The organism is Micromonospora sp. NPDC050784, assembly GCF_044456765.1.
Lineage (GTDB): Bacteria > Actinomycetota > Actinomycetes > Mycobacteriales > Micromonosporaceae > Micromonospora > Micromonospora foliorum.
In genome coordinates this window covers 1-18,772 of sequence record NZ_JBITGG010000040.1, presented here as the reverse complement: position 1 = coordinate 18,772, position 18,772 = coordinate 1, and the positions used below count along the sequence as shown (strand labels likewise).

General features: G+C 69.9%; 14 protein-coding genes. 9 read left to right on the top strand and 5 right to left on the bottom strand.

What is annotated here, in order from left to right; translation table 11 throughout:
• The coding region (locus ACIBD9_RS31980) for an endo-1,4-beta-xylanase (protein ID WP_396723261.1) at positions 1 to 590 on the bottom strand (590 nt) is incomplete at its 3' end.
• A gap of 459 nt (positions 591 to 1,049) precedes the next feature.
• Entirely contained in the window at positions 1,050 to 2,057 is a 1,008-nt protein-coding gene (locus ACIBD9_RS31975) for a PaaX family transcriptional regulator C-terminal domain-containing protein (protein ID WP_396723259.1), read from the bottom strand.
• 245 nt (positions 2,058 to 2,302) lie between these two features.
• Between ACIBD9_RS31975 and ACIBD9_RS31970 the strand changes: the two genes are divergently transcribed.
• The gene (locus tag ACIBD9_RS31970; protein WP_396723257.1) at positions 2,303 to 3,637 is read left to right on the top strand and encodes a PHB depolymerase family esterase; all 1,335 of its coding nucleotides are present in this window, start codon (positions 2,303 to 2,305) and stop codon (positions 3,635 to 3,637) included.
• Positions 3,638 to 3,719: 82 nt separating this feature from the next.
• Here the strand turns inward: ACIBD9_RS31970 and ACIBD9_RS31965 are convergent, their stop codons facing one another.
• Positions 3,720 to 5,288, bottom strand: a complete 1,569-nt coding sequence (locus tag ACIBD9_RS31965; protein WP_396723255.1) for an arabinofuranosidase catalytic domain-containing protein — start codon at positions 5,286 to 5,288, stop codon at positions 3,720 to 3,722.
• 186 nt (positions 5,289 to 5,474) lie between these two features.
• A complete protein-coding gene (locus ACIBD9_RS31960) occupies positions 5,475 to 7,271 on the bottom strand; it encodes an RICIN domain-containing protein (RefSeq protein ID WP_396723253.1) in 1,797 nt (598 codons plus the stop codon).
• A 338-nt stretch (positions 7,272 to 7,609) separates the two neighbouring features.
• Here ACIBD9_RS31960 and ACIBD9_RS31955 point away from each other — a divergent pair, with 338 nt between their 5' ends.
• From ACIBD9_RS31955 to ACIBD9_RS31940, 4 genes are read left to right on the top strand one after another with little or no spacing between them, the layout of a single operon-like run.
• On the top strand, positions 7,610 to 8,848 hold the full coding sequence (locus tag ACIBD9_RS31955; RefSeq protein ID WP_396723251.1) for an extracellular solute-binding protein: 1,239 nt from the start codon (positions 7,610 to 7,612) through the stop codon (positions 8,846 to 8,848).
• A gap of 18 nt (positions 8,849 to 8,866) precedes the next feature.
• Positions 8,867 to 9,838, top strand: a complete 972-nt coding sequence (locus tag ACIBD9_RS31950) for a carbohydrate ABC transporter permease (RefSeq protein ID WP_396723249.1) — start codon at positions 8,867 to 8,869, stop codon at positions 9,836 to 9,838.
• On the top strand, positions 9,835 to 10,659 hold the full coding sequence (locus ACIBD9_RS31945) for a carbohydrate ABC transporter permease (protein ID WP_396723247.1): 825 nt from the start codon (positions 9,835 to 9,837) through the stop codon (positions 10,657 to 10,659). Before ACIBD9_RS31950 ends, ACIBD9_RS31945 begins: the two co-directional genes overlap by 4 nt.
• A gap of 56 nt (positions 10,660 to 10,715) precedes the next feature.
• Complete coding sequence (locus tag ACIBD9_RS31940) at positions 10,716 to 12,428, top strand: amylo-alpha-1,6-glucosidase (protein ID WP_396723245.1); 1,713 nt, start codon at positions 10,716 to 10,718, stop codon at positions 12,426 to 12,428.
• A 10-nt stretch (positions 12,429 to 12,438) separates the two neighbouring features.
• Here ACIBD9_RS31940 and ACIBD9_RS31935 read toward each other — a convergent pair whose 3' ends face one another.
• Positions 12,439 to 13,452 carry a LacI family DNA-binding transcriptional regulator gene (locus ACIBD9_RS31935; protein ID WP_355430210.1) on the bottom strand — a complete coding sequence of 338 codons (1,014 nt, stop codon included), beginning with the start codon at positions 13,450 to 13,452 and terminating at the stop codon, positions 12,439 to 12,441.
• Between the two features lie 199 nt (positions 13,453 to 13,651).
• Between ACIBD9_RS31935 and ACIBD9_RS31930 the strand changes: the two genes are divergently transcribed.
• From ACIBD9_RS31930 to ACIBD9_RS31915, 4 genes are all read left to right on the top strand, one after another.
• Entirely contained in the window at positions 13,652 to 15,127 is a 1,476-nt protein-coding gene (locus ACIBD9_RS31930; protein WP_396723243.1) for an arabinofuranosidase catalytic domain-containing protein, read from the top strand.
• Between the two features lie 233 nt (positions 15,128 to 15,360).
• Positions 15,361 to 15,957: a VanZ family protein gene (locus ACIBD9_RS31925; protein ID WP_396723241.1), complete on the top strand. Its 597-nt coding sequence runs from the start codon at positions 15,361 to 15,363 to the stop codon at positions 15,955 to 15,957.
• A gap of 96 nt (positions 15,958 to 16,053) precedes the next feature.
• Entirely contained in the window at positions 16,054 to 17,007 is a 954-nt protein-coding gene (locus ACIBD9_RS31920; protein ID WP_396723239.1) for a hypothetical protein, read from the top strand.
• A gap of 171 nt (positions 17,008 to 17,178) precedes the next feature.
• Positions 17,179 to 18,633 carry an alkaline phosphatase PhoX gene (locus ACIBD9_RS31915; RefSeq protein ID WP_396723237.1) on the top strand — a complete coding sequence of 485 codons (1,455 nt, stop codon included), beginning with the start codon at positions 17,179 to 17,181 and terminating at the stop codon, positions 18,631 to 18,633.
• The last annotated feature ends 139 nt before the right edge of the window (positions 18,634 to 18,772 follow it).

Here is an 18,772-nt window from a genome sequence, read left to right as displayed (position 1 = left end):
TTGTAACACAACTTCGCACCCGGGTCCGCCGCCCGCGCCGCCCGGAACGCCGCCTCGATCCAGTCGTTGCCGGTGCGCTGCAGGTTCGAGTCACGCCGCCCGCCGCCACCACCGTCGGCGAACGCCTCGTTCACCACGTCCCAGGCGTAGATCTTGCCGCGGAAGTGTGTCGCGACCTGGGTGACGTGGTTGATCGCCGCGTTGCGCAACGCGCTGCCGGACATGCCCTGCGCCCAGCCCGGCTGCTGGGCGTGCCACAACAACGCGTGTCCGCGCACGCTCATGCCGTTGGCCTGCGCGTGACTGACCAGACGGTCACCACCGGTGTAGCTGAACCGACCCTGCTGCGGCTCGGTGGCGTCCCACTTCATCTCGTTCTCGGGCACGACACTGTTGAACTCACGGTTCAGAATCGTCGTGTACGCGCTGGTGGACAGCTTGCCGGTCGCCACGGCGGCACCGAAGTAGCGGCCCTTCTCGGCGGCGGCCGCCTTCAGAGTCGTGCCGGCACCGGACGCGGGAGTCAGCGCCACCGTCATACCGGTGGTGAGGGCGACGGCGATGGTCGCCGCCGCCAGCATCGTTCTCATGGGTTTCATGGCGTTCCTTTTCAGTGGTTGCATCGGTGGTGGTGATGTGCCACTTCGCTCGGGACGACCGATCGGGACGATCGTCCTGGCCGCCCGGCATCAGCACACAGGCCGAGAGGGCTGTCGCCGGCAACTGCCGGGTCCCGAGGTGACGTCCGCCTGCCCTTGCGGACGTCGTGATCCGAGGTACGACCCCGTGCGGCTCGCCCGGTGAGCCACGGCAGCGATCGTCCTCTATATCGAGAGTGAGCGATAACATGCCGTACGTCAAGACGTAACGAGTCGTTCACGCCGATCTCCCGGAACGCCACCTTTCGCCCGGTCCCGGAGACCCAGGGCAACCGTGCTCAGCCGCCGCCCGACCAGCGGACGGGCCGTGCCAGCGTGCCGCCGGGACCGCACCGGACAGCAACCCTGTTATCGCTCACAGTCGTCGGCCGACGGTGACCGCCCCAGGGTTCACGAGCACCCGGTGGCCGAGCCGCTCGCAGGCCGCTGCGCCGGCGCCACGTCGGCGCGCACTCCGGCGACCAGGTCGGCCGTGGTGTGGGCCTCGATGCCGGGCTGCGCGGCGTCGGCGATCCGCTCGACGACCGCCCGGACGTGTCGCTCGGCGGGTGCGGCGAGGCCGTCGTAGACGGCCGCGAACAGCTCCCGCGCCGGACGTCTGAGCCATTCGGTCGGGAGGAGCTCCACGGGCAACTGCGGATCGAGGACGGGGAAACGCCGGAAGGTGTCCATGACCTCGGTACGGGCTCGCACCGCGGCGGCACCGTCGACCTGCCCGGTCAGCACTTCGGGCAACAGTGGCGTCCAACGCTGGAGGAACGCGTCGTAACTCCGGCTGATGGCCGCGATGTCCCAGGCCTCGATCGGCGCACGGTGGATGGTCGAGGCGAGCGCGGTCTGCCGCCCGCGAAACACCGTCACGGCGCCGAGGGTGAGCCGGTCGAGTTCGGCCCGAGCCGCGGGGGTCAACTCCTGCGGCGAGATCCACAACCCGTCGTACAGCGGCGCGTAACCGAGCCACCGCAGTTGCGCCCGCAGGGCCCGGCGCTGCGTACTGCGATCCTGCGGCAGCGAGAAGGCGATGAGCGTCCAGCACCCGTCCCACCCCGTCGTCGAGGTGGTGGAGGCGAGGATCCACTGCCCTCCGGCGGAGAGGTTGGCGGCGGCGGCGTGGCTGAGCCGGTAGGAGCTGCGCCGCCCCAGTCGACTGCCCTCCAACACGCCACGGCGGGCCAGCCGGCTGATCGCGGTCCGCGCTCCGGCCGTCGTCACGCCGGTCTCCCCGAGCAGCGCGACGATGGCGGCGGACGGGAGGGCGGCACGGGTCCGCAGCGTGTAGTCGGCCAACAGGGTCACCGCGACACCCTGGGGTGAGTTGCCGACCTGCTTACGAGGCAGCCGGAGGGAGTGGTCTCCATCGTCCGGATAGATCTCGTCGATGTCGAAGGGGCTTGCCACAGGCGCTCCGTGCTCCTCGGGGACAGCAGAACGACTGTAGACCGACCGTCGCCACACAGATCGAGAGCCTTCGATTGACACTTGTTGGTCCGGAGGGAACACTAAATGCCCCGCGACGCCATCCGAAGCCGGGCCGGGCGAGCCACAGGTAGCGGGCCTCGTGCGATCACCGTGGGAGTCGGGCACACCCGCGACCGGATCGCACGGCCGATCCAGCCTGCACAGGCAATCGAAGGAGTCGTCCGTTGAAGATCAGAAGGAAACTGCTGTTCGCCCTGGCCGCGTCACTGGTGGCCGCCGGCCTGGTGGTCCCCACGGTCGGGCCCGCGTACGCGGCGTCACTGACCGAGGTGACCAGCTTCGGCGACAACCCGGGCCGGATGCGCATGCACGTCTACGTGCCGGACAACCGCCCGGCCCGGCCAGCGGTCGTGGTGGCCATGCACGGCTGCGGCGGGTCCGGCCCCGGCTTCTACTCCGGGAGTGAGTTCGCCAGCCTCGCCGACCGCTACGGATACATCGTGATCTACCCGTCCGCCACCCAGCAGGCCGGGTTCGGCAACTGCTTCGACGTCTGGTCGGACGCCGCCAAGCGACGTGGCGGTGGCAGCGACCCGGTCTCGATCGTCTCCATGATCCGGTACGTGCAACAGCAGTACGCCGCCGACCCGGACCGGGTCTACGCCACCGGCAGTTCGTCCGGCGGCATGATGACCAACCACATGCTGGCCCTCTATCCCGACCTGTTCAAGGCCGGCGCCGCGTTCATGGGCGTGCCGTTCAACTGCTTCGCCAACGCGGCGGACTTCCCGCCCACCAGTAGCCAGTGCACCGGCGGAAACATGAACCGGACCCCGCAGCAGTGGGGGGACGCGGTCCGCCAGGCGTACCCCGGCTACTCCGGACCCCGCCCCCGCGTGCAGCTGTGGCACGGCACCAACGACACGCTCGTGCCGTACTCCCTGTTGCAGGAGGCGATCGAGCAGTGGACCAACGTGTTCGGGCTGAGCCAGACGCCCACCTCCACCGACACGCCGCAGGCCAACTGGAACCGGCGCCGGTACGCCGACAGCGGCGGCACCGTCCAGGTGGAGGCGTACAGCATCCAAGGGGCCGGGCACAGCCTGCCCTCCGGCGGCATGGCTGCGTCCGCCATCGCGTTCTTCGGACTGACCGACCCCACGACGCCGCCCCCGACCACGCCACCCCCGACCACCCCGCCACCCACCACGCCGCCGCCGACCACCCCGCCGCCGGCTTCCGGCGCCTGCCGGGTGACTGTCGACGTCAACGCCTGGAACACCGGGCTGACCGAGAACATCACCGTCACGAACACCGGCACCAGCGCCGTCGACGGCTGGTCCCTGGTCTTCACCCTGCCGGGCGGGCAGACCATCACCTCGGGCTGGAACGCCACCTACTCGCCCAACTCGGGGCAGGTGACGGCCCGGAACGTCGCCTACAACGGCGGCATCCCCGCCAACGGCTCGGTGAGCTTCGGCTTCCAGGCCACCCACACCGGTAACAACGCCCGGCCGTCCTCGTTCACCCTCAACGGCGCGTCCTGCACGGTCGCCTGAGACCGGGTCGACGTCCACCCGAGCGTGCGCCGGTCACCAGCAGGTGGTGACCGGCGCGCGACTCGTTCGGGCGTCGCCGGGATCAGCGGTAACCGGCGGTCACCACGCTGGCCTGCACGGCGTTCTCGGTCGCGTCGGACGGATAGCCGGCGACCATCGCCCCCTCGTAGAAGGTGCCGGCGCTCAGGTTCGCGCCGCCGTCGGGCTTGCAGCAGTCACCGCCACTGCCCAGGATGATCGCGCCCTGCTTCTTCATCGGGCTGTATCCGGGCGGGAGCGAGCCGTCCCACAGCGTGTAGAGGCTGCCGGACTGCGCGTCGCTGCCCTTGATGGCGAAGCGGGACGTGCCGTTGTTCTTCAGCGTCGCGGTGACGAACTTGCTGGTGAACGCGCGCTGGTTCGGGTTCCAGGAGCTGCTCCCACCCGGGAACAGGCCCCATTCGAGGTCGGCCTGCACCCAGGGGCCGCTGCCGGAGCAGCCGCCGAACCAGCACTGCTTGCCGAAGTTGATGGCGTCCATCGCCCCGGCGGCGTCGGCCTTCCGGGTCGTCTCGCTGTTGCCGTAGTCGAAGCAGCAGCCGCTGTTGACGTGGGTCCCGCTGGTCACCATGTACATGCCCTCGGGCGCCGCGCCTGTCGGTACGCCGGTGAGGTGCCCGTCGCGCCAGTAGCTGTTACCGGGATTGATGTAGAGCGAGTACGCCTTCGCGCCGCCCACGGTCAGCGACTCCGAGGTCGCGATCGCCGGCTTGCTCTGCGGTGAACCCGGAACGACGCTGGACCCCTGGTACCAGAGGTCGTTCCCGCGCCCGGACTGGTCGAAGACGACCGTGATCACGCAGGTCGTGCCGGTGCAGAACGAGTCCTGCGTCGCCGCGTTGGCCGTGCCGCCGGTACCCGTCAGCCCGATGTTGCGGGTCGTGTTGTCCGACGAGCGTCGGACCTGGTAGAGGTTGCCGGCGTACGCCTCGTAGAGTGCCCGCGTGGTGCTGTGCGCCGCGATGCACGGGGTGCCGCCGGAGGCGTAGATGTCACAGGGCCGCGCGCCGGTCGGCGGGTTGGTCGGCGGCGGGGTGGTGGTCGGCGAGGCCCACTGCTGGTTGGCGCCACCGTTGCAGGCCCAGAGGATGACCTTGGTGCCGTTCGCGGTGGCGGCGCCGTTGGCGTCCAGGCAGAGCCCGGACTGCACGCCGGTGATGGTGCCGTTGCTGTTGACGTTCCACTGCTGGTTGTTCTGGCCGTTGCAGTCCCAGATGATCGCCTGGGTGCCGTTGGTGGTGCCGCGGCCGGAGGCGTCCAGGCACTTGTTGCCGTACACCTGGAGTTGCTTGGTCGACGTCCACGTCCAGGTCTGGCCGGCAGTGCCGTTGCAGTCCCAGAGTTGTGTCTGGGTGCCGTTGGTGGTGCTGGAGTTGGGCACCTCGAGGCAGCGGCCGGACGGCGTACCGACGATCGGGGTGCTCTGCCCAGGTGCGATGGCGGCCGCCACGGCGGCGGCCTCGGCGATCGGCGCCGAGGCACCGGGGGTGGCGCCGATGCCGACGAGAACGCCGACCAGCGCACCCGCCAGGGCGGTCAGACGTCGGGCGCGCTGACGTCTTGGGATGGGATCACGGGCCTTTCCTGGCCCGACGGGGGACGGGGTTCGCACGAGGTGGCTCCTCGGAGTCGTGGAAGCGCGGTGGGGGTGTCGACGCGCCACGGAGGGCGGTGGCGATGGCGAATCGATTCGCAGCGAATGGTATGACCTTTGTTTAATTCATGTCAACGAATGCGATAGGGAGGTGGCGCGCTGGCCGTTGGGCGGACGACCAGCGCACCACCTCCCCCGGGACGCCTACCGCCCCAGGATCCGCCACGTCTGGTTCAACGGGCTGCCCTGGTTGACCGCCTTGCAGGTCCACTGGTGGACCAGCGCACCGGCCGCCGTGGAGACCGCGTTGACATCGACACACTTGCCACTGTGCCGGGCGACGAGTTGGTAGTCGTGCGAGTCGTTGCCCGAGTAGGTCACCTTGCGCAGCGTGAACTGCTGGTTGAGGCCGTTCAGGCAGGTCCACTGGTGCACGGCCGCACCGTCGGCGGTGGACACGCCGCTGACGTCGAGGCACTTGCCGCTCTGCTGGTTGACCACCGTGTAGGTGTCGGCCACGCCGGCGACCGGACGGAAGTTCCAGAGCTGCTGGTCGCCGCCGTCGCAGTAGTTCTGCTGTTGGACGTTGCCGTCGGCGGTGCTCAGGCCGGCGTTGTTCAGGCACTGCTGGGAGTGCTGGGCCACCGCCACCGACTGGAAGCCGCCGTCCGAGGGGGGCAGCAGCGTGACGGTGTAGGTGTCGGTCTGGTTGGTGTACGGCAGGGTCACCGTGGCGTTGTTGTTGGACACGCCGACCACGCTGTTCGAGACGGTGACCGGTCCCGCCACGGCGCCGCCGCCGTTGTGCGGGATGCGTTGGGTGAGCACCCGGACCTGGTTGTTCTGCACGATGCCGCTGGTGGTGTCCAGGCGTTGCAGGTTGACGGTCAGGTTCCCGGTGGTACGACCACCGCCGATGAGCACCTTCGCCACCCCGGCCGTCTTCGTGGCGTACGCGTCGTACGACTGGCTGGGGGTCACCGCGACGATCTCCCCGACCTGGGAGGCGTAGTAGCGGTAGTTCCACCACTCCCCCTTTGGCTGGTGCTGACCGGCCGAGTTGCGGATCAACAGGTTGCCGAGGTCGTTGTGCAGGCTGCCGCCGCTGGCCCAGTTCGCCCGCAGGCCGTCGGCGCGGGCCCGCTCCAGGCGCGCGATGTACCAGGCGCCGTCGGCCGGGTTCTGCTCGTCGGGCGCGCCGTACTCGTTGATCTGGTACGGACGCGGGTGGGCGATGCCGCGCGGGTCGAGGGTGGCGTTGGCGGCGGCGACGTTGGCGACCGGGTCACCGGGCAGCGAGTGCCAGCTGATGATGTCCGGCACCGTGTTGGTCGAGCGGACGAAGTCCAGGTACTGGTTCCAGAAGGCGTGGTTGGTCGACGGTACGCAGGCACAGCTCGGCCCGACGATGAGCTGGCTGGGGAACTCCGCCCGGATGCGCTGGTAGGTCCGACGCCACAGTTCGAGGTACTGGGAGATCGGCCGGTTCCAGAAGATGGTGATGTTGGGTTCGTTCCAGATGTCCCACTGCACCGACAGCCCGGACGCCCGGACGTCGCTGATCAGGCGGGTCAGGAAGTTGTCGTAGTCGGTCCAGTTGCCGTTGTCACCGGGGAAGCGGGAGATTCCGGCGCCGTCGGCACCCCAGAGGTCGTGCGGCAGGATGATGAACTTTCCGCCGAGGGCGGTGGTCCGACGCGCCTGGGCGAGTGTGGAGTTCCAGCGACGGTCGTAGGTGCCGCCGACCCAGCCACTGCCCGGGAGCTGCGCGCCGCCGGCGCGCATGTACTGGAACTTGACGTCCCGGTAGAAGTGGTCGGCCGGACCGCTGGCGTTCTCGGTCATGCCGTAGATCCAGCCGGAGGCGCGGTAGGTCGGCGCACCGTTGGTGGTGGCGAAGTTGACGCTTATCGACTCGTCGGCGGCCTGGGCGGGGGACGGGACGACGGTGACGGCGGCAGCGGCGGCGAGCAGGCCGACGACGAGTCGGGCCACGGACACGCGGGCTCGTCCGGGTCTGCTGCGGGACGGGGTTTTCACGGGCGGCTCCTTGGTCGGGCGCGGGGGACGCTCTCCGGAGGGCAGCGCTTGCGAATCGATTCGCACGGATCGTAGGACCGGGAACTGAACCATGTCAATGAAGTAACGGCGCGGTGACGTCCGTGTTGCCCAGCGCTCCTCCCAGCGCCGGCAACTGACTATTGACCTTCGGGCATGGCCAGACCTATCTTCGGGCGAACCGATTCGTCGAATCGATTCGCCTCATGGTTGGACTGGTCCAACCCGCGACGATCACCTCACACACCCCACCTGACGATCGATTTGAAGTGAGGCACCACATGACCGGACTCAGTCGTCGGCGGCGCCTGGCCGCCGTCGCCGTGATAGCACTTGCCGCAGTGACAACCAGCGCCTGCTCGTCGTCCGCCGACGGCCCCACCGACGGTGGCGCCTACCTCGTCTGGGACCCGTATCCGCAGTTCGCCGACGACTCCGAGTGGGTCGCGCTGCTCAAGAAGTGCGGCACCTCCGCAGGGGTGACGGTCGAGCGAACCGGCTACGACACCACCGACCTGACCAACAAGGCTCTGCTCGCCGCCCAGCAGGGAAACTCACCGGACGTGCTGATCGTGGACAACCCGGTCATCTCGACTCTGGCCGAGGCGGGTGCGCTCACCACCACCGACGACAACAAGCTGGACGTCTCGGCGATGGAGAAGAACCTGCTCGGCGCCGGCCAGAGCGACGGCAAGACCTACGGGGTGCCGATCGGGGCGAACACCCTGGCCCTCTACTACAACAAGGACCTGCTCACCGTCGCCGGCGTCGACCCCGCCGCCGTCACGGACTGGACGTCACTGACCGCGGCACTGACCAAGGTCAAGGCCAAGGGGAAGAAGGGCATCACCTTCTCCGCGATCGGCACCGAGGAGGGCAGTTTCCAGTTCCTGCCCTGGTTCTGGGGGTCGGGCGCCCAACTGACCAGTCTGGACTCGCCGCAGGCGGTGTCCGCGTTGACGCTCTGGACCGACTGGCTCAAGCAGGGCCACGCCCCCAACTCCGTCATCAACAACACCCAGACCACGAGCTGGCAGGAGTTCGCCACCGGCGACTACGCCTTCGCCGAAAACGGCACCTGGCAGCTGGCCAACGCGGAGAAGCTGGGCTTCTCGTACGGCACGATCGCGATCCCAGCCAGCGCGGGCGGCCCGGCCCCGGCGCCCACCGGTGGTGAGTTCGTCTCCATCCCGGTGCAGAAGAACACCGGCCGGTACGAGACGTCGCAGAAGCTCGTCGCCTGTCTGACCAACGCCGACAACCTCCTCACCACGGACACCACGCTCTCCTACGTCGCACCCGTCGCCGCCGTGCAGGAACGACAGGCGAGCGCGGACCCCAAGCTCAAGGTCTGGGTGGAGGCGGTCCGGGCAGCCAAGGGCCGCACCGGTGACAACCTCGGCACGAAGTACCCGAAGATCTCCGAGGCGCTGTGGACCGCGGTGCAGTCGGCCCTCAGCGGCGGGAAGTCGCCCCAGGAGGCACTGACCGCCGCGCAGACCGCCGCCATGACCAGGTAAGCGATCCGAACCGACACCATGCCCTCCACGACAGAGACCTCCACCGCCGTACGCGGCCAGGGTGGGGCGGCGAGCGCCGCCCCACCCGGGCCTCCCCCGTCCCGTGCCCGCCGGCCCAGCCGCTGGTGGGCGTGGGGCTTCCTGGCACCCGTGACCATCTACCTGGCGGCCTTCTACGCCTACCCGCTCTACCGCAACGTCGAGTTGAGCCTGCGGGAGTACACCGTCCGCTCGTTCGTGCAGGGCGGGGCGCCCTTCGCCGGCCTCGACAACTACCGGACCGTGCTGACCGACCCGGCCTTCGGGCCGACACTGACGCACACAGTGGTCTTCACCGTGGCCTCGCTCGCCTTCCAGTTCACCATCGGTATGGCCCTGGCCCTCTTCTTCTACAAGCACTTCCCGCTGTCGCGCACGTTGCGGGCGCTGATCCTCGTACCGTGGCTGCTGCCCCTGATCGTCTCGGCGTCGACCTGGTCGTGGCTGCTCAACAGCGACTCGGGGCTGGTCAACGCGGCGCTCGGCGTCGTCGGGGTCGACCCGGTCAACTGGCTCACCTCGCCGGGCTGGTCACTCACCTCGGTGATCATCGCGAACGTCTGGATCGGCATCCCGTTCAACCTGGTGGTGCTGTACAGCGGCCTGCAGGCGATCCCGACGGAGATGTACGAGGCGTCCGCCCTCGACGGCGCGACGGGGTGGCAACGGTTCTGGGGGATCACCTTCCCGTTGCTGCGCCCCGTCTCCCTGATCACGCTGCTGCTGGGCCTGATCTACACGCTGAAGGTCTTCGACCTCATCTGGATCATGACCAAGGGTGGCCCGACCGGCTCCTCCGCCACGCTCGCCACCTGGTCGTACCGGCTCGGCTTCGGCAACCTGCTGCCCGAGTTCGGCCCGGGCGCGGCCATCGGGAACCTGCTCATCGTGCTGGCCCTGATCGCCGGCCTCGTCTACATCCGGATCGAGCGGAGGCAGCAGCTGCGATGACCACCTCAACGCCGCGGGCCTGGTGGAAGACCGGCGTCGGCCTGGTGCTGACCGGGCTGATGCTCTTTCCCGTCTACTGGATGATCAACGTGTCCTTCACCCGGGACCAGGACATGCGGGCCAGTCCCCCGCACCTGTTCCCCACCAACGGCACCCTGGACGGCTACCGGGCGGTGCTCGACCAGCAACTGCCCTACCTCGGCACCAGCTTCGTGGTCGGCCTCGGCACGGTGGCGCTGACCGTGACACTGGCCGCCCCCGCCGGCTACGCGCTGGCGAAGCTCCGGCCACCCGGCGGCCCGGCGCTGAGTTTCGTGCTGCTGATCGCGCAGATGATCCCGGGAATCATCATGGCGATGGGCTTCTACGCCATCTACCTCACCCTCGGCGTCCTCAACACGTTGCCCGGCCTGATCCTGGCCGACACCACGCTCGCGGTGCCGTTCGCTGTCCTGATCTTCACGGCCTTCATGTCCGGCATCCCCGACGAACTACTCCAGGCCGCCGTGGTCGACGGCGCGGGTCGGCTGCGGACCTTCTGGTCGGTCGTTCTGCCGGTCAGCCGCAACTCGATCGTCACGGTGTCGCTCTTCGCGTTCCTGTGGTCCTGGTCGGACTTCATCTTCGCCTCGACCCTCGCCGGCGGCGGCGACTACCAGCCGATCACCCTCGGTATCTACCACTACATCGGCAACAACAACCAGCAGTGGAACGCCATCATGGCCACCGCCGTCGTCGCCTCGATCCCCGCCGCCGTGCTGCTGATCCTGGCCCAGCGGTACGTCTCGATGGGTGTGACCGCCGGCGCCGTCAAGGACTGACCATCCGCGGCGGTCGAGGACTGACCACCCGCACCACAGAAAGGCACCCGCCACCCATGACCGTCGCCCCGTCCGGTCCGGAGTTCCCCATCCAGGACATCCCGTTCAGCTACCGCGGATCCTGGTTCAACATCTCCCCGGTGGTAGCCGAGAAGACGTACGCCGACGACCTGCACCTGGTCTCCCACCAGACCGGGCTGCACCCCGTACTGCGTCTCGCCCCCACGGTCGCCGGCGCCACCGTCGTCGCCACACCCGCGCTGTTGACCTGGCACAACGGGGCCGACCGGATCGAGGCCGTCTACGACGGACCCGACACCCTGCGGATCCGGGGCCACCGGCTCGGCCTGCGGGTGGCCGCCGCCGCGCACACCCTCACCCCGTTCAGCGGCACCTACCTGTACGCCGACCCGGTCGACGGGTCACACGTGTTCACCTCATACGAGACCGGTCGCCGCTACCGGATCACGGTGCTCACCGGCGCCCTGCTGCGGACCGACGGCGCGCAGGCGCTCGGCACCGCCGACCGGTCCCTCGACCTTCCCGGCGACCAGCCCTGGGAGATCGCCATCGAGGAGTACGCCACGGCGCGCCGCCCGTACACGCGATCCGCCACCTTCGAGCAGTTGTGCCGCGACCGGCTCGCGGAGTTCACCGCGTTCGTCGACGCGATCGCGCCGTGGCGTGGTCCGGAGACGCCGGCCGCCGAGCTGGCCGCGTACGTCCTGTGGTCGGCCACGGTCGCCCCGGCGGGCTTCGTCACCCGGCCGGCCGTCCTGATGTCCAAGCACTGGATGGACAAGGTGTGGAGCTGGGACCACTGCTTCAACGCGATCGCCCTGGCGGCCGGCGAGCCGGAGCTGGCCTGGCACCAGTTCCAGCTGCCCTTCGACCACCAGGACGAGGCCGGCGCCCTGCCCGACTCGGTCACCCACTCCGAGGTCCTGCACAACTACGTCAAGCCCCCCATCCACGGCTGGGCCCTCCGTCACCTGCGCCGACGCCTTCCCCAGCCGCCGGACCGGGCGGCGCTGGCGCAGACGTACGACCGGCTTGTCCGCTGGTCCGAGTTCTGGCTCGACGCGCGGCGCGCCCCCGGCCACGACCTGCCGCACTACCAGCACGGCAACGACAGCGGCTGGGACAACGCCACCACCTTCGACGACAACCGGGTCGTCGAGACGGCCGACCTCGCCGCGTTCCTGGTCTCGCAGCTTCGTTGCCTCGCCGACCTCGCCACCGAGCTGGGTGAGCCCGCCGCCCGCTGGTCCCGGGAGGCCGACCGGATCCACGAGGCCATGCTGCGCGACCTGTGGGACGGCGAGCGCTTCTGCGCCCGTGACCCGCTCACCGGGCACCGACGACGGAGCCGCAGCCTGCTCGACCTGATGCCCGTCGCACTCGGGGCCGACCTGCCGGCCCCGGTCGCCGCCGCACTGGCGCGAGGCGTGGAAACCCACCTGACCACGCACGGGCTGGCCACCGAGCCGACGGACTCGGCCCACTACCTCGCCGACGGCTACTGGCGTGGCCCGATCTGGGCGCCCTCCACCGTCCTGGTCGAGGATGGCCTGCGCCGGGCCGGGCAGACCCGGATCGCCGACGACATCAGTCGGCGGTTCCTCGCGCTGTGCGAGAAGTCCGGCTTCGCGGAGAACTTCGACGCCGAGACCGGCACCGGCCTGCGGGACCGCGCGTACACCTGGACCGCCAGCAGCTATCTCATCCTCGCCGCCGCTGCGGAGGAACGGCGGGTCAGGGGCGAATAGGCGGGTCGGATCAGCGGGCCCGGACCGGGCCGGTGCTGGAACGCAACGAGATGGGCGGGCTGTACAGGCGGTGTCGTGGCACGGCGCCGGGGGCCGCGATGATCTCCAGCAGCAGCGACACCGCCTCTGCGCCCATCTCGACCATCGGCACGTCGGCGGCGGTCAGCGGCGGGCGGAAGTCCTCCGCCCAGTGCTGCGCGGCGACTCCGGTGACGGAGAAGTCGCGTGGCACGGACAGCCCGGCGCCGGTCAACGCGCGTTGCATCCCGGGCAGTGCGGCCTCATTGATGGTGGCCACCGCGGTGACCTCCGGGTGCGTCGCGAGCAGCTGCTCCATACACGCCTCGCCGGAGGCGGTGTCGTCGCCGCTGCAGACCTCCACGCCGGTCAACCCCCGCTCCGCCGCCGCCGCCCGAAACCCGGTCAGCGCGCGATGGCTGGGACCGTACCCGGCGGCCACCAACTCGGCGGACCGGTTGACGAGCGCCACGTGCCGGTGCCCCAGGTCGGCCAGGTGCTGCACGCACCGGGCGATCAGCCCGGCGTAGTCGATGTCGATCCAGCTCATCCCGTGCGGCTCGGCGGTCCGGCCAATGGTGACGAACGGCAGCCCTGCCTTGGTCAGCCGAGTCACCCGGTCGTCCGCCAACCGGATCTCCATGAGGACCACGCCGTCCACCCGACGCCCGGTGACGATCCGCTCGAACGACCGGTCGTGGTCGCCACCGGAGGGGGACAGCAGCACGTCGAGGTCGTGACGGGCGGCCGCCTCGACGACGCTGGCGACGAAGCCCAGTTGCATGTCGGTCAGCCGCTGGCTCGCCGGCGGGATGACCAGCCCGAGGGTGCGGGTACGCCCCTCCTTCAGCGCACGGGCGCTGGCGTTCGGCCGGTAGTCCAACTCGTCGATGACCGACTGGATCCGTTGCCGGGTCGCCTCGGAGACGCTGCGTTTCCCGCTGAGCACGTAGGAGACGGTGCTGCGGGACACCCCCGCCCGGCGAGCGATCTCCCCGATGTTCATCAATCGCCCTCGAATCGACTTTTGCCCCGACACGGGGACGCACCTTGCTCCGCTGACCAGCATATCCGTCCCCGGGCTCGTCGATCGATGAGCAGCGCTTACCAACTAGCGCCATTAGATGGACAGCCATTAATGTCACAGGTATGACGTGTGACGTCAAATTCACACCCCACCCCCACCACCCACCGGAAAGGATCCGATGAATGTGAGGAGAAAGCTGGGGCGCCTGCTGGCCGCCGCCGGGACCCTGTTGGTCCTCGTCGTCGGCGCTGGCGTCTACGTTGTCTCGGACGCGCCGGGCATCGCCCACGCCGCCGGCACCGGCCCGTGTGACCTCTACGCCTCCGGCGGCACGCCGTGCGTCGCCGCACACAGCACCACCCGCGCGCTCTATGGCGCGTACAACGGCCCGCTCTACCAGGTCCGACGATCGTCGGACAACACCACCCGCGACATCGGTGTGCTCAGCGAGGGTGGGTACGCGAACGCCGCCACCCAGGACACGTTCTGCGCCAACACCAACTGCGTCATCACGATCATCTACGACCAGTCCGGCCGCAACAACCGCCTCACCCAGGCGCCCCCCGGCTACTTCGTCGGCCCCGCTCCGGGCGGATTCGACAACCTCGCCGACGCGAAGGCGGCGCCGGTCACCGTCGGCGGGCAGAAGGCGTACGGCGTCTACATCGCCCCCGGCACCGGCTACCGCAACAACAACACCAACGGCGTCGCGACCGGCGACCAGCCCGAGGGCATCTACGCGGTGGTCGACGGCACGCACTACAACCAGTGGTGCTGCTTCGACTACGGCAACGCGCAGACCAACAACCTCGCCGACGAGCGCGCCATCATGGAGACCGTCTACTTCGGCGCCAACAAGCAGTGGGGCTACGGGGCGGGGGCCGGCCCCTGGATCATGGCCGACCTGGAGTGGGGGCTCTTCTCCGGAGTCAACGCGGGCTACAACAACATCGCGTCGATCAACCACCGCTTCGTCACCGCCATGGTCAAGGGCGAGCCGAACCACTGGGCGATCCGGGGCGGCAACGCCCAGTCGGGCAGCCTGACGACCTACTTCGACGGGCCGCGCCCCAACGGCTACCACCCGATGAAGAAGGAGGGCGCGATCCTGCTCGGCATCGGGGGCGACAACAGCATCACCGGTCGCGGCACCTTCTTCGAGGGCGTGTTGACCTCCGGCTACCCGACGGCGGCCACCGAGAACGCCGTCCAGGCCAACATCAACGCGGCCGCCTACGCGCCGGCCGGCGGCGGCAACCCGCAACAGAACGTCCAGGTCGTCGGCGCCCAGTCCGGCCGCTGCGTCGACGTACCGAACGGCAGCACCACCAACGGCACCCAGGTCCAACTCTGGGACTGCGTCGGCAACACCGCGCAGCGCTGGACCTACACGGCCGGCAAACAACTCCAGGTGTACGGCAACAAGTGCCTCGACGCCAACGGCCAGGGCACCACCAACGGCACCCAGGCCATCATCTGGGACTGCCACGGCGGCACCAACCAACAGTGGAACCTCAACTCCAACGGCACCATCACCGGCGTCCAGTCCGGGCTCTGCCTCGACGCCAACGCGGCCGCCACGGCCAACGGCACCAAACTCATCCTCTGGGCATGCAACGGCGGCACCAACCAGCAGTGGGCCACCCGTAGCTGACCCACCGCCCGATTGCTCGGTCGTGCCGCCCCCGCAGTGCCGTTGGGGGCGGCACGACCTTGAGTTACCTGGCGGCTCGCACCCTGCGCTCGGCTGGCCCGCCCTGTCGATCTGCCGAGGAACGATGACCGACGGTCACCGGCGTGCGTGCGGGAGGCGCGGGTGCCACTAACGGCGACCGCCCGCCGTCCGGGCCGGGTAGGTTTCGGGTCCGGGCGAATGGCGGGGGTTCCATGGTCAAGGGTTGGCACGGCTGGCTCGGTACGTTCAACGGCGTCGTCCTCATCACGATGGTCGTCCTGCCGTTGGCCGCGCTGGCGGTGTGGGCCCTGGCACGCCGCCGACGTGCCGCCGGCAGCGGGTCGGCGTGGCGGACGGCGCTGGCCGACGTCGGCATCGTCTACGGCACGGTCCCCTGGGTATGGATGATCATGTTGCCGGGTGACCAGGCCGGCGCCGTCTCCGGTCGGGTGACCCTGGTGCCGCTGCGCGACCTACTCACGATCTTCTCCGACGGAGGGCCGCTGACGGCGACGGTCCAGGTCGTCGGCAACCTGCTGGTCTTCGCGGCCCTGGGGTTCCTCACCCCGCTGCGGTTCCCGGCGTTGGCGTCGGTACCGCGGATCCTGGTCCTCGCGGCCGGCTGCTCGGTCCTGGTCGAGACCGCCCAGTACGTCCTGCGACTGGACCGGGTGTCGTCGGTGGACGACGTCCTGCTCAACGCCGCCGGCGCCGGGCTGGCGGCGCTGGCGTCCCGCCGCTGGTGGCGGGCCACACCCGACACGTCCACGGATCGTCGACCGCAGGCTGCCCCGGCAGGAGGACGCTGAACGCCGGAGCCCGGGGTAGCCGCGCCGGCCCACGGACCGAGGTCGACCCCATCGGCCGCGGGTGATGCGTCGCCGCCACCCGGCTACCATCCGCTGGTGATCGAGGAATTGATCAGGAGAGCGGCGGACGAGGACGACGACGCGATCGAGGAGTTGAGCGAGATCGCGGCCGCCGACCCCCAGAGACTGTCGCCGTACCACGGGATCCTGCTCGACCTCGACCTGCTGTGGCCGGCGACGTTGTACCGGGCGGCCGGCGCCGACGTGGTCAGCCGGGTCATCGAGCAGGTCGACGGCGGGCGGACGCCGGAGTGCCTCAACGACCTGCTCCTCATCCTGGCTCACAGCGCTCACCCGCTCGCCGAGAACGCCCTGCGTCGCTGGTCGACGCACCCACCGGCCGGCGCGGACGACCTGCACGTGGGGGTGCTGAGCTACGCGGTCGAGGGCGGTTGGACGATCGGCCCGGACGGCAACCGGCGGAACCTGTGCGCGGACGTCGCCTACCGGTGGGTCATGCGGGACGCGCCCTCATCCACGGACCGACCCGCCTGCCCCTGGTGCGCGTCACCACTCTGGGTCGCCGCCGACCTCGACACCACCAACCCCGCCATCGGCGCCGCGCTGGCCCACACCGGCTGGTCCGGCCGCCTGGTGATCGAGACCTGCCACTTCTGCGCCTGCTACACGACGTTGTACAGCCGGGTCACACCGGCTGGCGCCACCACCTGGTGGGCCGGCAACACCCGGCCGAGCTACCTGGGTGACGATGCCGGGCCGGAGGACCCGCCGACACTGCTCCCGGTTCCAGGGCCGGCGCTGACCAGCCCGTACCAGGCCAGCGCCTGGAATCGGGGCGGCTCCACCCTGGGTGGCCGGCCGGACTGGATCCAGGACGCCGAGCACGCCGACTGCCCCGGCTGCGGCGACCCGATGGACTACGTGGGTCTGATCGGCGGCGCGGACCTGGACGAGGTCGGCGAGGGCGCCTACTACCTGCACCTGCACCAGCCGTGCGGTTTCGCCGCGGTGAACTACCAACAGAGTTGACCGCGGCTGGTGCTTCACCTGCTCGAACAAGCCGGCCGACCCGGCGTCGCGTACGCGACCCTGATTCTTAACGTCGATGTCACCGCCCGATTCCTCGGGTGACGTGTCGCTGTCCGTCCGCAGGAGTTGGCTGCCAGTCGTCGCACTTGTCCTGACCAGGAGCTGATCCACGTGCCTTCCTCTCGTCGTACCTTCCTCGCCAGCGGCGCCGCCGCCGGCGTCGGCCTCGCCGTCGCGGGCGGCCTGCCGTCGCTGGCCCAGGCCAGCCCGGCCCGGCCGCACCCGCCGGTGAAGCCCGGTAACGTGCCCTTCCCGCCGCTGGTGGACGACCCCAAGGGAGTCCTGGCGCTGCCCAAGGGCTTCAGCTACACCGTGGTCACCCGGACCGGCGTCACCCGGCTCGACCGCGGCCAGGGCACGACCCCGTCGGACCACGACGGCATGGCCGTCTACGACGCCGGCCGCGGCCGGTACACGCTGATCCAGAACCACGAGATCGACCCGGGCGCCGAGTTCGGCGTGCCGCACGTCAAGGGAACGGTCTACGACGCGGGCGCCGTCGACGCCGGCGGCTGCACTGTGATCAAGACCGACCTCGCCGGCCGCAACCTGGGTGAGTTCGTGGCGCTCTCCGGCACCATCTCCAACTGCGCCGGCGGGCCGACCCCCTGGGGCACCTGGCTCACCTGCGAGGAGACCGAGGACCGGGCCGGCGACACGTGGGAAGAGGGCAGCCGGTCCGGCGTCTACCAGAAGGACCACGGCTACGTCTTCGAGGTGTGGGCCGACGGCAGCGCCGACCCGAAGCCGATCAAGTGCCTGGGCCGCTACTCCCACGAGGCCCTGGCCGTCGACAAGGACCGCACCCGGATCTACCTCTCCGAGGACGCCGACGAGCCCAACGGCCTCTTCTACCGCTGGACGGCGCCACACGGCGTCAAGCTTGGCCCCGGCGTGCTCACCCGCCTCGCCCCGAACGCCGGTGTCCTCGCCGCGATGCAGATCATCATGGATGACGGTTCGGTGCTGCCGGACGTCGCCTACCTGACCTCCGCCCAGTTGGGCCGCCCCTTCCCGGTCCGGTGGATCGAGGTGCCGGACCGCGACGCGCGCACCACGTCGGTGCGCGAGCAGTTCGCCGACGGCCAGGTCACCCGCGGACGCAAGTTCGAGGGCGTGTGGGCCACCGACGAGGGCGTGTACGTGGTCAACTCCTACGCCTGGGACGAGGGTGACCTCCCGGCGGACGCAGCGCCGCACGACGGAATGGTCTGGTTCTACAACTACAGGAACCAGACCATCCAGCTCGTGACGTACTTCCCGCACCAGACCGCCTCCGAGGAGGGTGCGCCGGTCAAGTACACCGACCTCACCTTCGACGGCCCGGACAACGTGACCGTCACCCCGTGGGGAAGCCTCGTGCTCGCCGAGGACGGCACGGGCGCCTCGCACGTGCTCAGCACGATCCCGGGTGGGCCCACGTACGCGATCGCCCGCAACCAGCTCAACGACTCGGAGTTCTGCGGGCCGACGTTCAGCGCGGACGGCAAGGTGCTCTTCGTCAACATGCAGGACCCGGGCCTCACCCTGGCCATCACCGGTCCGTGGGAGAAGTACCTGGGCTGACCGAGCCCGACCGTGGGGGGGCCGGGCCCCCCCCGGCCCCCCCCCCCCCCCCCCCCCCCCCGGGGCCCCCCGCCCCCCCCCCCCCGCCGGGCCCGCCCAATGTCGCGCCCCGTGGGGGGGGGGGGGGGGCCGCGCCGCG